This window comes from Secundilactobacillus similis DSM 23365 = JCM 2765 (genome assembly GCF_001311075.1).
Classification (GTDB): Bacteria; Bacillota; Bacilli; order Lactobacillales; family Lactobacillaceae; genus Secundilactobacillus; species Secundilactobacillus similis.
Map to the genome: position 1 here is coordinate 1 of NZ_BBAD01000005.1, position 13877 is coordinate 13877.

Genomic DNA, 13877 nt, shown 5'->3' on the forward strand with positions numbered 1-13877 from the left:
TCCATGATTAACGCACCAACGAAGCCAAGTTTCAGACACAAACGTAAGTGTTACAGTGACAGCAATTGCGTCGTTAACGTTTCTTTAGCTGCCACGACTTGTTTCGGGTTATACACATCATAAAACACGCAGTTTTGAAACCGCGCCTGTTGTTCAATCCCTACATAGCGAAAAGTGACCGTTAATGGCTGGAGTAAATCGTCAACTGTCAGTCCTTGCGTCAGCGAATTCCCGGGACGGTAAGTATCTTCAACCGCTGCCAACGTGGTCACGTAGCCGAAAGATTTGCCAGTCATCAGCGGTACCGGACGGCCCTGCGCATCGGCATCGTAGAACCGGTGTTTTTCGAAAACGTCATCGAGGTAGCGTTTGAGGCCCCAAGGCACAGCGTACCAGTAGAGTGGAAAATACAGTAAAATCAAATCCGCCCACTGAAACTTATGGTATTCCTCGATTAAATCGTAATCGAGCACGTTCGATTGTTTAACTTGGTGCTGCGGACTCAGCATTGTGGCACTGAGATCAACCAGCGCCTGCGTTAATTTACCACGGGCGTCTGGATGGGGTGTATAACCGTTAATCAGTAGAATTTTCACTAAAATCAGTCCTTTAGATAGGTTACTTCCATCATACTCGAAGACCGGTTTTGAGCTCAACTCATTCGACGCCTAACTTTGACTTTTAGGGATCGTCAGGCCTAAAATAAGGCATCATAACTTGGAACGAAAGCGGGGCAAGACGATGAGGATCAACGTGCTACAACATACGCCAAATGAAGGACCGGGGGCCATCAAAGCCTGGTCACAAGCGCATGGTCATCAGATGTATGTGTACCATCCATATCAGTTTAACGGGGTACTCCCTAGTGCGGCTGAAACTGACTTACTGATCATCTTGGGTGGGCCGATGAGCCTAACGATGACTTAACGTGGATCAAACAGGAGCGGCAATTGATTCAGCAATTGCTAGACCGTAACGTCCCGATGTTTGGGGCTTGCTACGGCGCTCAGCAAATTGCGAAAGTCTTAGGCGCACCAGTGACTACAGCGCCCGCAAAGGAAGTGGGCTGGGCACCAGTTTACCTGCAAAGTCACGTGATCCCACAACTCCCAGAGAAGTTAACGGCGCTACACTGGCATCAAGAGATGTTTGGCATTCCGGATGGCGCAGAACTATTATTTAGTAGCGATTTAGTCCGTAATCAGGGCTTTGTGTTCGGTCATGAAGCAATCGGGCTGCAGTTCCACTTTGAACCTGAAGCGGATGACGTGCGAGAAATTGTGGTCAATGACGGCCAGTATGCGGCGGATTCCGCGTTGCACCAGACGCCCGCTGATATTTTAGCTGCGCCAGTGCCGGCAGAAAATCGGCAGGTGATGTTTCAACTGTTAGATTATTTGACGGCGGAATAAGACTAAAAACGAGACGCCTACTGATGTTAAATCAGTTAGGGGTCTCGTTTTTAGTATGGCTAGGTTATGGTCGATAACGATTCATTAATGTTGTGAAGCACCCGTTACAACGTCGGCTGGTAATTCAGCGACCGCCGTTTTCGCCGCAATTGGGCCAAAGGTAAAGATGTCCGCAAGGGAGTTACCGCCCAACCGGTTACCGGCATGCAGGCCACCGGCAACTTCACCCGCAGCGTAAAGGCCACTGATGGCAGTGCCAGATTCATTTAACACGTGAGCTTTGGCATCAATCGTCAAACCACCCATGGTATGGTGAATGGCTGGCATCCGTGGTGTGGCGTAGAACGGCCCAACTTCAACCTTCAAGTCGAAGACGTTCTTGCCGAATTCCGGATCTTCACCGGCGTCAACGTAGCGGTTATAGTTAGCGATGGTGGTTTCTAACGTGGCCGCGTCAACGTGAATCTGATCAGCTAGTTCAGCTAAGGTGTCAGCCTTAAACAAGCGACCATCTTTCACCTGTTGTTCAAGCTGAGCATCGCTAGTGTTGTAAGCCGTGTCCTTAATTTTAGCATCGGCAATCAAGTAGAACAGCCCGCCGTTGTCAAATGCCGCTTGGGCTAAGACGTCCCGTTCAGCGTACTCGTTAACGAATCGCTTACCCTGTTGGTTGACCATCACAAAGTTAGCTGGCGGGCATTGGATGCCGGAGAAGAGTTCGCCGGTTTCTGGGTCAGCGACTGGCATCATTTGGATAAAGCCCATGCCCGTTAAGTCAGCGCCAACGCTTTGGCCTAAGCGAATGCCGTCGCCGGTTTCGGTTGGTGTGTTGGTGGTGGCGATATTATCGGCAACGCTTGACCAGTAGGTGTTGTATTGTTGCACCATCTTGGTGTTGGCACCGAAGCCGCCGGAAGCCAAGATGACTGCTTTGGCGTTAATGGTGATCGTTTGACCGTTGGCTTTCGTCACGATAACGCCGGTTACACGGCCGTCAGCATGTTGCAGGGCAGTGACGGGACTATCAGTGAAAATCTTACCACCGTGAGCCTTAACGTAATCGCTCAAGACGGAGATGTAGGCGAAGCCAGCTTCTTCAACTGGTTTGTGACCCCGGCGCCAGAGCGCGCCAACGGGCATTGTGACTTGGGAGTTATCAAAGGCCACGCCAATTTTAGCTAACCATCTTTGAGAAGCCAGTACGTTATCGGTCAACGTTTTGACCAAATCGTATTTACCGTGAATTCGGTAGCCGTTACGGTCGGTCCGGGTCCCACCTAAGTAGGTCATGATTCGGTGCAGTTCAACGGAATCAAACAGGTAGGCGGGGGTGCCGTTAGCGACTTCCGCTAAGTAAGCCTTGATTTGAGATTGAAGCACTTTAAAGTCAGCTTGGAATTCAGCGTCGATATGATCAATTGGCATGTTGAGGATGTCGGTCAACGTTTGGTCCTCTCCGGGAAGGGCTGCGAACTGTTTTTGCCAGTCGGGGTCAGCGGCGTTCATGGGGCCCCCCGCCCGGACCGTGTTACCGCCAAGTGCGGGGGCCTTTTCAACGAGGACGACTTGTTGACCTTGATCTAAGGCAGTTGCGGCTGCGGACAAACCAGCGCCACCACCGCCGACGACAACGAGGTCGGTGCTGAAGGTTTTATCTTCGGTGTTCGCAGGCGCCACGTATTTATCACGAGCCTTTAATTCGGCTGGGTCGGCACCTGCTAAAGCGGCAGCTTGGGCGACCCCGTCGATGATCCCGTGACTGGTATCGGAAGCCCCGGTAACAGCGTCAACGTTCAAGGTTTGGCCGGCAATTACTTGGTGAGGGAGCCGTTCATAAACGACATCACTGATCCCCTTCGTTTCGCTCTTAGCTTGAATGTCGATGTTTTCGATGCGGTCTTCAGAGAAAGTAACGCTCATGGGGAAGGTGCCGTTGTGCCCCTTGGCGTTAACGGTGTAGGTGCCTGGTTTGAAAGTATTGGTCATATCAATTATCCTTTTCTAGTTAATGTTTGTAGTAAAATAAGGTTAATCATAAATAAAAAGTTTGCTCAACTAATTTCAAATTAAGCATAGCATCGTTAATTAACGGCGGACACTATCGCTTTGGTTGAGGGTCTAACTTTTAGTTGGGGGTGGATTGATGAACACGGATAAATTAAAATACTTCGTTGATAGTGCTGAATTAGAAAGCTTTTCAGCAGCTGCCAATAAAAATTACATTTCGCAAACGGCCATTAGCAAACAGATCCACGCCCTAGAAAAGGAACTGGATGTTCAGTTATTCAACATTGAGCATAACAATATTAAACTCACGCCGGCGGGGACGCTGTTCTATCATAAGCCAAGTCATTACTCAGTGATTTAGCAATTGCCATCGACCAAACTAAGCAATTGAGTCAGTCGACATCGGCGACCCTGCGCATCGGCTTTACCACTAGTTTTGAGTCGATCGTAGCGGATGAGCTATTGACGCCGTTTCAAAAGCAGTTTCCGCAGACCAACCTTTTTCCGGTGCAGCAGACCTACCAACAGAGTCGCGAAGGGCTGTTGAACCAGACCGTTGACGTGGTGATTGCGGTGGACTACGGTATCGGGCACTTGTTATCGGAGGCCTTTATCAAGCAGACGGTGTACGTGAGGGTGAGATGATGATTGGCATCAGTCGCAATCACCCGTTAGCGCAAAAGCAAGTGCTGGACGGTCAGGAGCTAGCCACCGAAACGATTGGCTTTTACAATTTCGATGGCGCAACGCCCGCACCAAACGGGATGATTCCCAACGCCCAGCGAGACGGGTACGCGATTGAAAAAACGAAACGCTTTGATCGACTAGAGGAATTGTTACTCAACGTTTCGTTGAACAACTGTATCACCTTTGTGCCGGAGGGCTTTAGCTACCCCAGCAACCCGAATATCGTGTACCGCAAAATTAAAAATACCAGTCACCGGTACCAAATTTGTGTGGTGGTCAACGAATTAAACACCAACCCCGCCATGCTTAACTTTGAAAAGCAACTCCAACAGACAAGCAACCAAGGAGGAAACGCGTGATGGCAAATACAACGCTGAAACAGCAAATCATCGCCGCCAGTCAACGAGTCGGCATCGATAAAATCGGCTTTACGACAGCAGCCGACTTTGAGCATTTGAGAGCTGGGTTGGTCAAACAAAAGGCCGATGGTCACATCACCGGTTTTGAACACCAGAATCTTGATGAGCGCTTGAATCCAGACCTGATTTTCGATAATCCGAAAACGCTGATTTCAATTGCACTAGCGTATCCGGCACGGTTGAAAAACCAGCCACCACGGACCGGTTTGAAGCGCGGCCAGTTCGCGCGGGCCTCGTGGGGTGAGGACTACCACTTCATCTTGGACGACCACCTAGAAGCGTTGATTGCAGCTATCAAGGCGTTATTACCAGCGGATAGCGACGTTCGGTTCAAACCAATGGTGGACACTGGCGAGTTGATCGACGTTGCGGTGGCACAACGGGCAGGGGTCGGCTTTATTGGTAAGAACGGGTTACTGATTACACCGGAATTTGGCTCATTTGTGTATTTAGGCGAAATCGTCACGAACCTAGAACTGGAACCAGATGAGCCAATGGCCTGCCGGTGTGGCGACTGCACCCGCTGCATCGATGCCTGCCCGCCACGGGCGTTAATGGGCAACGGCCAGTTGAACGGCCAACGCTGTTTGTCCTACCAGACACAAACTAAGGGGCAAATGCCGGATGAGTTTCGGCCGCTGATTCGCAACGTCATTTACGGTTGTGATATTTGTCAGGTTGTGTGTCCGTTTAATCGGGGCGTTGATAATCATCTGCATGAGCGGATGGAACCAGACGTTGAGCTGGTTCGGCCAGAGTTAACCCCGATGTTGACGCAAACCAACCGCGAATTCAAAGAAAGTTTTGGTCCAATGGCTGGGTCGTGGCGAGGTAAAAAGCCGCTGCAACGAAATGCCATTATTGCGATCGCCAACCTGAATGACACCAGCTCACTACCGAAATTATTAGAAGTCATCGAAAACGATCCACGGCCACTAATTCGTGCAACTGCCGCGTATGCGGTGGGGCGGTTGAGTCAACCTGGCAATACCGCTGTGGCTGAGTTCTTACAGGCGGCTTATGAGACGGAGCGGGATAACGGAACGGATGAATCGTTGTTGCAGGAATATGTTCGAGCGATTGAGCAAGTTACGGTGAATGACTGACGTTTGTGTCCAGCATAAGTGTGCGGAGCGAGACGGGTTGAGAGCGTAATGTAAGGGGATTCGGTGAAAGCGCCCGGGCCTGGCGGTTTTATCGAAGCCCCTTACATGCAGCTCTCAGTCTCGCGCAGCACCATTCGGCTTGGTGGCCAGAAAGCGCGTGGTTGACAAGCTCCAGTTACTTCAGGAACCCCGGAAATAGCAGCCTAAGTGGCGCCGAATTTTGTAGCCTGAGAGCGCCGGTTTTCGTGCGGCTTTGGCGAGCGAAGCGATGACAAACAGCCTTCACCCCAATCGTACCCAACGCTTACGCTGGACACAAACGATAGCAAACAAAAAAGCATCACCATTTCGAATTGAATGGCGGTGCTTTTAAATTACGCAACCTGATGATTCAGCGTTTCGCCTTCGACCGTGATGCAGTCTCGGCCAGCATGTTTGGACTGGTAGAGGTAGTGGTCGGCGCGCTTGAAGACGGCGGTTGAGTTGCCGTCTTTTGTTGTCGCCATGGCGAGGCCGAAGGAGGCGGTGATGTTGAATTCACCGCCGTTGAAGCGAACATCCATGTCGCTGAGTAACTGGTGACAAATTAGCGTAATGACCTTCGCCCGGGCTAAATCAGCGCCGGGAAGGATCATGCGAATTCTTCGCCACCGGTTCGGTAGAATTTGTAATTCGGATCTTGACGTTTGAGATAGCTTTGAATCTGAGTGGCCACCATCATGAGAACTTGGTTACCGACTAAGTGCCCGTACGTATCGTTGATGTGTTTAAAATGATCAATGTCCATCACGACTAGGGCTAACTGAGGCGTCTCACTTAACTGCCCATAGTTGTGGGTGAAGTCTTGCCGAAACATCGCCCAGTTACGAACCCGGGTAAGACCATCGTACTGCACTTCGTGGGTGAGTTTGGCAACGACTTGTTGGTCCCGCTGCAAGGATTGATCGTAAACCCAAAGGGCGTAATAGGCCCAGGCAAAACCGATGTAGTTCACGATGGTATCGGTCAACGTTAGACTGGGCGAAATAACGTAAACTCGAGCCCAGAAAACGACGCCAATGATGAGTGGTGGCATCAAAAAGAAGTAGGGGCGGTGCACTAGGTATTTGGAATACCAGTGCTCGCTGTAAACAACGAGGCAGGAGACCAGAAAAATCAGCCAGGTAACCCAGTTAAGGGCATCGCCTGCTAGAAAGAACATTAGCGCGCCCATGCCTTGAATAATCAAAAATTCACTAAGGGTTGGTAGGAGCAGGTTACTGTAAAGCATCAAAATTGCCTGCAGGTTAATGAGCACCCAAAACAGTTGGTGACTGGCAGTCGTACTCAAAAAACCAAGTAGTAGTAATACCAAGCAAACGAAGACGACCAGCGGATAGTCCGCTTTAAGTCGCCCTAAATCACGTTGCTTAGCCACTCGTTGACGGGTAACGGCATCGACTTGAAAGTAAGCCGACATGATACCGAGGGTGCATGCAACCACCAAAAAAACGCTTTCGATATAGTTACCGATCAGCATCTAGTTAACCTCCTAACGCGAGTGCTAATGTCGGATGATGAGAAAATAGCATTCTTGATCTCATCACTACTACTATAGGGCGCGGGTTGGGATAGCGTCAACCATTAAATGCGGCAATTATATTCGATTTTAGGATTCCGTTAAGACTTGTTATAACGGAAAGTAAAACGATTAAACTATCACTTTGGTGAGCGGTGGTTACACCCGAGTGACAACCAAAATCGGCTAGCAGTTAACTGAGCCGATTAGGTGAATTTAACGTTATTATTGTGCGATATAGCGATACTCCTGGGTTTTGCCGCCATAGCCCCAAGCTTCGGAAGCAACGTCGTGCAAAACAACGTAACTGGTTGGCGTCACGTTGCCGTAAAGCTTGGCGAAGGTGTCGAAGACTTGTTTTACAAAGGCGGCCTTTTGGTCTCGGGTATTCGTTGCTTCAGTAATTTTGATTTCAACGTAGAAACTCGTTTGGTTGAGCTGCGTTAGTGATTTACCGCCAACGAACCAGTCACTAGGATCGGTGAATTTAACGTCAACGGCTGCTACTGCCGCGTCTTTACCCAAAACGTCCACGGCAAGTCGGGTAAGGTTGGTTGCAATTTGTTGGCTGGTAATAGTGGTGTTAGCACTCGCGATTCGAACACGTAAGTATGGCATAGTTGAATTCCTCATTTCGTTAAGTAATGGGGTTAGTTTAGTCCCTAAAAAGGGTTCTGCCTATTACCGGAATGTGATATGGTTATCATAAATAGTGATAAGGGGGGCGGCTAACCATGCAACTTCAAGACTTAGAAATTTATCGGCAACTATACGACTTACGGTCAATTAACGTGGTTGCGAAAGCGTTGGGGTTTGCGCAATCTAACATTACGGCGCGGTTGAAGGCCATCGAATCGGAATTTGATGCGCAACTATTTGAACGCAGCTATCAAGGCATCACGCCAACTCAAGCTGGTGAAACCTTCTATCAGTATGCGCTAACGGTGTTGCGGGCAACGTCGGCGGTTCGCAACAAACTCCAATCGGCACCAAAACACCAGCAAATTGTGATTTCAGAGTTATTGTTCAACGAGTTGGTGATTGATCAGCAGCAATTTGATTTAACGCAAAATACCTTTCAAGTTAAGTCGTCTACCGAGATTGAAACGGTGCCAGTTCAGGAGGCGGATCAAGTTATTACCTACGCTCATTTTGAGCAAGCCGACTATCAATGCGTCGCGCAGTCGGCGTTAACGACCGCCTTTTTAGGTCAAAGTGACCAACTACCAATTTTAGTCAATCGAGATACCCGGTGCCCGTTTCGTCGCCGCACGCTGACGGTATTTAACCACGAAGCGGAGCGGGTGATGACGGTTGATTCGTGGGCAGCCATCACTAAATTGGTGGCAACGGGGCGGGGAATCGCGTTGCTACCGGTTAGGTTGATGGCAGCACTTAAGGTGGCCGCAATTGATCAGCGTCGGTTTGAGGTGCCTTACTGGACCTATACCCGAATGAGTTAGTCGCTACTGGAGATAGGGCATCAGGTTGTTAAGGATGATTTGATAACCGTCTGGTAATAAATGAGCGCCGTCAAAGGTCAGTTCCTGGCGGAGGTTGCCGATCTTGTCACGTAACCCGTCACTGGCATCGATAAAGGTGACGTTTGGAAGGCCAGTCACCAGTTGTTGAACCTTTTGATTGGCCGCATCGATCCGGTCATTTGACCGAAATTCAAAGAACTGTTGGTGCTCGTGTGGGTCTTCGCCAAAGTCAGCGACCGCGTTGATGGGGTAGAACGCCATCACGAAGATTTGGGTGTCCGGTAATTCAGCGTGAATGCGGGTCAAGATGGTGGTGTAGTTGGCGAAGAAGGTGGCTTCAGGCACGTTGAATCCAAGGTCATTGGAGCCGATGTTAATGAAGAGGCGACTAGGTTTTAGTGCTAGCACTTGAGTCGTCAGGTGCGCTAATAAGTCAGCCGTAGTGGTCGCGCGGACGCCACGGTTATAAATGTGTTGGGTGAGGTTGAGTTCTTGTTCAGCCTGAAACCGTTCGATCGGAAAAATTTCCATTAGTGAGGAACCAACGAAAACGGTTTGGCCAGGGGTGACGGTTTGGTTAGTCAGGTCGTACTTCGCATAGAGTTGGTTTTGGAAGGTGGTGATTTTTGGATCGAGGTTAGTTAAAGCTTTCGTGTTTTCTGTCATGATAGTTAGTCTCCTTTAAAGTTAGATTATCTAACAGTTAGTCATCATAGCGCTGTGGAATTTGATTGTCAAACAATTAGTTAGACTAACTGTATTTTTAACTAACTTTTTGCTACACTGGAGGTGAGGTGATTCAGATGACAGAAGCACAAACGGCACAGGAAATTAGCACACTATTACGACAAATTACACTGAAAGAACGGGCGTTGGTCAATGACCAGTTACGTCAAACCAACGAGGTGACGGATCAGCAAGCCATGGTTTTACAGCTGATTGGGGCACATCCGGGGATGATCCAACGTGAATTAGTGGACGTGATGCACCGACGCGCGGCAACAGTCTCAGCGTTTCTTAAGAAACTGGAGGAGGCCGGACTAGTCGAACGGCACATTCCGGTGGATAATACCCGGAATAAGATGCTGTATTTAACGGCTGATGGGCAGTCAATCGTTGACCAGTTTCAGGCGGTTCAGCAGATGGTTGATCAGCGCTTGACGCAAGGATTGACGAGCGAACAGCGGGAGACGTTGTTGACGTTGTTGGGGGATGTGAAGCGGGGGTTAGATTAAGCGTCAAGTGTTAATTTGACTTACACCCACCTCTAACAACTATGATTAAGGGGAGAAGGAGTGTGGAAACATGACAGAACTAGAAAAATTAGCTGCCGGTGACTGGTATAACTTTTTGGACGAAGCGGTAGCCGCTAGAAAGGCTAGAGCCGCGCAACTCTGCCAGGAATTTAACGCCATTCCGGCAACCGAACCGGAACGACAAACGGCTAAAGCGCGTGAAATTTTAGGGTCGGCAGGTGCTCACTTGTCCATGCAGGCGACGTTTAACTGCGATAATGGGCAAAATATTCACGTAGGGGACTACTTTTTAAGCAACTACAATCTCACTATCTTAGATATTGCGCCCGTGACGATTGGGACGCACGTGATGATTGGTCCAAACGTTGACATTTATACGGTCAATCACCCGATGACGCCGCAGGGACGTCGGGATTATTTGGCACAAGCGAAACCGGTGACGATTGGCAATGATGTCTGGATCGGCGGTAAAGCGACGATTACGCCGGGCGTCACGATCGGCAATAATGTCGTCATTGCTGCGGGCGCTGTCGTCACAAAAGATGTCCCCGATAACGTTTTGATTGGCGGGGTTCCGGCACGGGTGTTGAAATCGTTAACAACGGATTAACGGCGTATCTTGACAGCTTTGGCGAATTGGCATAGCCTTACAATCAGATTAAAACTTATTTAATAAAGTGTCAGGAAAAGTCTGGAGGAATTCACTATGTTACCATTCGCAAATGATTACGCTCGGGGCGCCCATCCCAAGGTATTGCAACACTTAGTTGATACCAATTTAGATGCCCAACCCGGATACGGGACTGACAAATACACCGCAAGTGCGATTGCTAAAATTCAAGCGGCCTGTGGGATTGATGACGCAGACGTTTACTTCATTTCAGGTGGGACGCAAACCAACGCCATCGTAATTTCAAACTTACTGGCCGATGATGAGGGTGTTGTGGCCGTTGATACCGGCCATATTGCGCTACACGAAGCGGGTTCCATTGAGTATACGGGGCACAAGGTCCTGACAGTGCCACAAGTTGATGGCAAGTTGACTGCCGGTAACCTCCAAACTTACGTGGACGACTTTTATGCTGACGAAAATCACGGTCAGATGGTGGCGCCTGGGTTGGTTTACATTTCCTACCCAACTGAAGGTGGCACATTGTACAGCAAACAAGAACTGACCGAGCTAGCGGAGACCTGCCACGCTAATCAGTTGCCGCTCTTTATTGACGGTGCGCGATTAGGCTACGGTTTAGCGAGTCCGGAAGCGGATTTGACGTTACCAGAAATCGCGGCGTTGTGCGACGTGTTCTACATTGGCGGAACGAAGGTTGGCGCACTATGTGGTGAAGCGGTGGTCTTTACGAAACACAACACACCAAAGCGGTTTGTGACGAAAATCAAGCGGCAGGGCGCGCTGCTGGCGAAGGGCCGGTTGTGTGGCGTCCAGTTTGACGCCCTCTTTACCGACAACTTGTATCTCGATATCAGCAGGCACGCCATTGATTTGGCGATGCAGTTGAAGCAGGCGTTGACAGATAAGGGATACGAATTCTACATTGATTCGCCAACTAACCAGCAGTTTATCGTGGTTGATTCGGCTCAACTAAAGGCGTTGAGTCAGTCCGTTGATTATTCGTTCTGGGAGAAGATCGATGAGACGCATACGGCGATTCGGTTGGCAACGAGTTGGTCGACGACGCAGGCTGAATTGGATGAATTGATTGCAATTTTATAGATAATACTAAAAAACAGGCGCTGCCGTTAAGCAACGCCTGTTTTTATATGCGCTTAAAATCGCTGTCGCCGCCACAACGACAACCGGTGCAAATCCAACTGCATTAATAATAACGCCACAAAAATCAAACTTCCGCCAGTCACCAAATTACTGGTAACCGGTTCAATGCCAACCAGCACGGAAACCAAACTCGCAAACAGCGATTCCGTCATTAGCAGTAGACCAGAGGTGGTCGGGTCCGCAAATTGTTGGCAGAAGATTTGCAGTGTCTGGGCCATGAATGACGCAGTGATGCCCAATGCAATCAAAGGTAAAATGGCGTGTGGCCAATCAATGGCACTATAACTTTGACGTTCGAATAGCAGGGACATGCCACCACTCACCACGATTTGACTCATGGCTAACATGAATGAACTATTAATGGGATTTAATCGGGTACCTAATGCACTGTAATAAACGATCTGCAGTGACACGAAGATGGCTGAACAAAGCGTTAAGATATCACCCAGTTGGAGGTGAAATCCAGTTTGGATGATACCGGTTAGGAAGGTCGTTCCAATCAAACACAGGATAATCGCGAGGATCAGTTTACGTTGCGGGCGTTGGTGTTGCGTGATCCAAACCACGATGGGGACAAACAGCACATAGGTGGCAGTGAGAAATGAGCTGTTGCTGGGCGTGGTGTATTTGAGCCCGGTGGTTTGCAACAGCACGACGGCAACGTTGAGTAGACCGCCGATAGCGCCCAGTTTCACCTCCTGCCAAGTGATGTGGTGAATCGTTTTGTGGAAAAATATGTAGAGGAGTGTGGCGAAAATCAGTCCCCGGCCACCATTGATCAGGCCGGCCGACATGTGGGCATCCGTACACTGTTTGATAAACGTGTAACTAATGCCCCAGATAAAGGCCGAGGTCAACAAGCCGAGGTTGCTTTGCGTTTTGGTGAGCGTCACGGCGACGCCTCCTTTCGTGAGTCTTGCACTATTGTAACAGGTTAGGCATGGGTTTCGGCAACTTATTTTTCAAAAGGAATTGCGAATCATCAGTATTCAAGAAAGCCGAAATCTATGTTAAACTTTCTTCAAATTAGGTTGAAGGTATTAGAGGTTGAGGGGAAACCGAGGTGGGCCAAATGATTGATGGGTTTAAAATGCAGTTTACGATGCCGCTATTGGATGAAGACAGTGGCTATGATTTTGATGATGGCCGATTGAAGAAAAGTGTCCGTATCCCAACCGAAATTCGATACGTGACTAACCGCGATAGTTTCACCATTGGTGACTTAATGACGGTATTTAACATCTCACGCCAGACTGCGGTGCGGGACTTGCATGACATTGAATCACAGGGGATAACGGTGATGCCACAGGCAGGGTATCGGGATCGGTATACGGTGAAAAATCGAAAAAATTCGTTGACGGTTCAACTCCACCAAGATGAAATAGCGGCCATCTTTGTTTCGTTTTTGGCTTCATCGAACGATAACCTACCGTATTTAAAAAGTCGCCAATCACTAGTTGAAAAATTACTGAGTAACGTTCCGGAAAAACAGCGTCATGCCTTGCTGAGCTTACAACAAGTTTTGACGATATCGAACGAAAGTCACGCTGATACAGGCTGGTTTGCAGTATCGGATAAAGCGCCAGTCATGCTGGCACCATTAATTGATGAAATCAGCTATGGGATGGGGTTTGCAACAATCATGTACAGAAAAAAGTTTGCGACCAATGATGAGCAACATCACATTTATGTCCGCCGAATTTTCCAACAATCATCACTGTGGTACGTTGATACTTGGGACCTGACCCGGCAGGCTAAGCGGACTTTTCGGGTTGACCGAATTCAAAGCGTGGCTGCCTATGACTTATCACCAGTGCCAGAACTGATGACACCACCATCTGCGCTGGAAACGACTTTTGATTAAGCGACTAATGTTCAACTCAGGTTAGGGCCAATCGCAATTCAGCGGTTTCAAGAGTTTCGCCAACCAACGGATATGTTGGGGTCGCAAGCACAGTATGAAACGACTGTGGACTTAGCGGATGAGCGTGAGTTGTCCCGATTCGTAGACTGGTTGTTGTATTTGGGCGATGACGTTGAAATTGTGAAGTTGCCGAAACCGATGTGGCGGTTGTTGCGGCAGAAGGGACACCGGTTTGATGAAAAGAAATCATAAAAACACACCTGGTGTAATTCGTTCAAAATTACGCTAGGTG

The 13877-nt window shown here is 49.0% G+C and carries 14 protein-coding genes and 3 pseudogenes; 11 read left to right on the forward strand and 6 right to left on the reverse strand.

Going from position 1 to position 13877, the window contains the following annotated elements; genetic code table 11:
- Nucleotides 1–50 precede the first annotated feature (50 nt).
- On the reverse strand, nt 51–596 hold the full coding sequence (locus JCM2765_RS01905) for an NAD(P)H-dependent oxidoreductase (protein WP_162231386.1): 546 nt from the start codon (nt 594–596) through the stop codon (nt 51–53).
- A gap of 145 nt (nt 597–741) precedes the next feature.
- Here JCM2765_RS01905 and JCM2765_RS01910 point away from each other — a divergent pair.
- Nucleotides 742–1412 (forward strand): annotated as a pseudogene (locus JCM2765_RS01910) (type 1 glutamine amidotransferase).
- 84 nt (nt 1413–1496) lie between these two features.
- Here the strand turns inward: JCM2765_RS01910 and JCM2765_RS01915 are convergent.
- A pseudogene (locus tag JCM2765_RS01915) lies at nt 1497–3386 on the reverse strand (flavocytochrome c); the annotation flags it as partial.
- A 169-nt stretch (nt 3387–3555) separates the two neighbouring features.
- Between JCM2765_RS01915 and JCM2765_RS01920 the strand changes: the two are divergent.
- The 4 genes from JCM2765_RS01920 to queG are packed head-to-tail and all read left to right on the forward strand — an operon-like array spanning nt 3556 to nt 5631.
- A complete protein-coding gene (locus tag JCM2765_RS01920; RefSeq protein ID WP_054733088.1) occupies nt 3556–3780 on the forward strand; it encodes a LysR family transcriptional regulator in 225 nt (74 codons plus the stop codon).
- A 26-nt stretch (nt 3781–3806) separates the two neighbouring features.
- On the forward strand, nt 3807–4064 hold the full coding sequence (locus tag JCM2765_RS01925; protein ID WP_156301638.1) for a LysR substrate-binding domain-containing protein: 258 nt from the start codon (nt 3807–3809) through the stop codon (nt 4062–4064).
- Entirely contained in the window at nt 4061–4465 is a 405-nt protein-coding gene (locus JCM2765_RS01930; protein WP_054733090.1) for a type 2 periplasmic-binding domain-containing protein, read from the forward strand. Before JCM2765_RS01925 ends, JCM2765_RS01930 begins: the two co-directional genes overlap by 4 nt.
- A complete protein-coding gene (gene queG / locus JCM2765_RS01935; RefSeq protein ID WP_082404949.1) occupies nt 4465–5631 on the forward strand; it encodes a tRNA epoxyqueuosine(34) reductase QueG in 1167 nt (388 codons plus the stop codon). The genes JCM2765_RS01930 and queG overlap by 1 nt, the downstream gene beginning before the upstream one ends.
- A gap of 374 nt (nt 5632–6005) precedes the next feature.
- Here the strand turns inward: queG and JCM2765_RS18615 are convergent.
- Both JCM2765_RS18615 and JCM2765_RS01950 read right to left on the reverse strand, forming a co-directional pair.
- Nucleotides 6006–7150, reverse strand: a pseudogene (locus tag JCM2765_RS18615) (GGDEF domain-containing protein).
- A gap of 264 nt (nt 7151–7414) precedes the next feature.
- Complete coding sequence (locus JCM2765_RS01950; RefSeq protein WP_054733100.1) at nt 7415–7807, reverse strand: tautomerase family protein; 393 nt, start codon at nt 7805–7807, stop codon at nt 7415–7417.
- Nucleotides 7808–7923: 116 nt separating this feature from the next.
- On the opposite strand from JCM2765_RS01950, the gene JCM2765_RS01955 reads away from it, so the two are divergent.
- Complete coding sequence (locus JCM2765_RS01955; protein WP_054733103.1) at nt 7924–8652, forward strand: LysR family transcriptional regulator; 729 nt, start codon at nt 7924–7926, stop codon at nt 8650–8652.
- 3 nt (nt 8653–8655) lie between these two features.
- Here JCM2765_RS01955 and JCM2765_RS01960 read toward each other — a convergent pair whose 3' ends face one another.
- Nucleotides 8656–9339: a GDSL-type esterase/lipase family protein gene (locus JCM2765_RS01960; RefSeq protein WP_054733107.1), complete on the reverse strand. Its 684-nt coding sequence runs from the start codon at nt 9337–9339 to the stop codon at nt 8656–8658.
- 137 nt (nt 9340–9476) lie between these two features.
- Between JCM2765_RS01960 and JCM2765_RS01965 the strand changes: the two genes are divergently transcribed.
- From JCM2765_RS01965 to JCM2765_RS01975, 3 genes are all read left to right on the forward strand, one after another.
- Nucleotides 9477–9908, forward strand: coding sequence for a MarR family winged helix-turn-helix transcriptional regulator (locus tag JCM2765_RS01965; protein ID WP_057151967.1), 432 nt, complete (start codon nt 9477–9479; stop codon nt 9906–9908).
- Nucleotides 9909–9978: 70 nt separating this feature from the next.
- The gene (locus JCM2765_RS01970) at nt 9979–10539 is read left to right on the forward strand and encodes a sugar O-acetyltransferase (protein WP_054733114.1); all 561 of its coding nucleotides are present in this window, start codon (nt 9979–9981) and stop codon (nt 10537–10539) included.
- Nucleotides 10540–10635: 96 nt separating this feature from the next.
- A complete protein-coding gene (locus JCM2765_RS01975; protein ID WP_054733116.1) occupies nt 10636–11661 on the forward strand; it encodes a threonine aldolase family protein in 1026 nt (341 codons plus the stop codon).
- Nucleotides 11662–11714: 53 nt separating this feature from the next.
- Here the strand turns inward: JCM2765_RS01975 and JCM2765_RS01980 are convergent, their stop codons facing one another.
- Nucleotides 11715–12614: a DMT family transporter gene (locus tag JCM2765_RS01980; RefSeq protein ID WP_054733118.1), complete on the reverse strand. Its 900-nt coding sequence runs from the start codon at nt 12612–12614 to the stop codon at nt 11715–11717.
- A 179-nt stretch (nt 12615–12793) separates the two neighbouring features.
- Here JCM2765_RS01980 and JCM2765_RS01985 point away from each other — a divergent pair, with 179 nt between their 5' ends.
- On the forward strand, nt 12794–13585 hold the full coding sequence (locus JCM2765_RS01985) for a helix-turn-helix transcriptional regulator (protein ID WP_156301639.1): 792 nt from the start codon (nt 12794–12796) through the stop codon (nt 13583–13585).
- A gap of 129 nt (nt 13586–13714) precedes the next feature.
- Nucleotides 13715–13837 carry a hypothetical protein gene (locus JCM2765_RS18620; protein WP_263849282.1) on the forward strand — a complete coding sequence of 41 codons (123 nt, stop codon included), beginning with the start codon at nt 13715–13717 and terminating at the stop codon, nt 13835–13837.
- The last annotated feature ends 40 nt before the right edge of the window (nt 13838–13877 follow it).

Bases quoted from the DNA above. Each gene is read 5' to 3' on its own strand.
- JCM2765_RS01920 (WP_054733088.1), top strand. From the start codon at position 3,556: ATGAACACGGATAAATTAAAATACTTCGTTGATAGTGCTGAATTAGAA.
- JCM2765_RS01930 (WP_054733090.1), top strand. From the start codon at position 4,061: ATGATGATTGGCATCAGTCGCAATCACCCGTTAGCGCAAAAGCAAGTG.
- queG (WP_082404949.1), top strand. From the start codon at position 4,465: ATGGCAAATACAACGCTGAAACAGCAAATCATCGCCGCCAGTCAACGA.
- JCM2765_RS01950 (WP_054733100.1), bottom strand. From the start codon at position 7,807: ATGCCATACTTACGTGTTCGAATCGCGAGTGCTAACACCACTATTACC.
- JCM2765_RS01955 (WP_054733103.1), top strand. From the start codon at position 7,924: ATGCAACTTCAAGACTTAGAAATTTATCGGCAACTATACGACTTACGG.
- JCM2765_RS01960 (WP_054733107.1), bottom strand. From the start codon at position 9,339: ATGACAGAAAACACGAAAGCTTTAACTAACCTCGATCCAAAAATCACC.
- JCM2765_RS01965 (WP_057151967.1), top strand. From the start codon at position 9,477: ATGACAGAAGCACAAACGGCACAGGAAATTAGCACACTATTACGACAA.
- JCM2765_RS01970 (WP_054733114.1), top strand. From the start codon at position 9,979: ATGACAGAACTAGAAAAATTAGCTGCCGGTGACTGGTATAACTTTTTG.
- JCM2765_RS01975 (WP_054733116.1), top strand. From the start codon at position 10,636: ATGTTACCATTCGCAAATGATTACGCTCGGGGCGCCCATCCCAAGGTA.
- JCM2765_RS01985 (WP_156301639.1), top strand. From the start codon at position 12,794: ATGATTGATGGGTTTAAAATGCAGTTTACGATGCCGCTATTGGATGAA.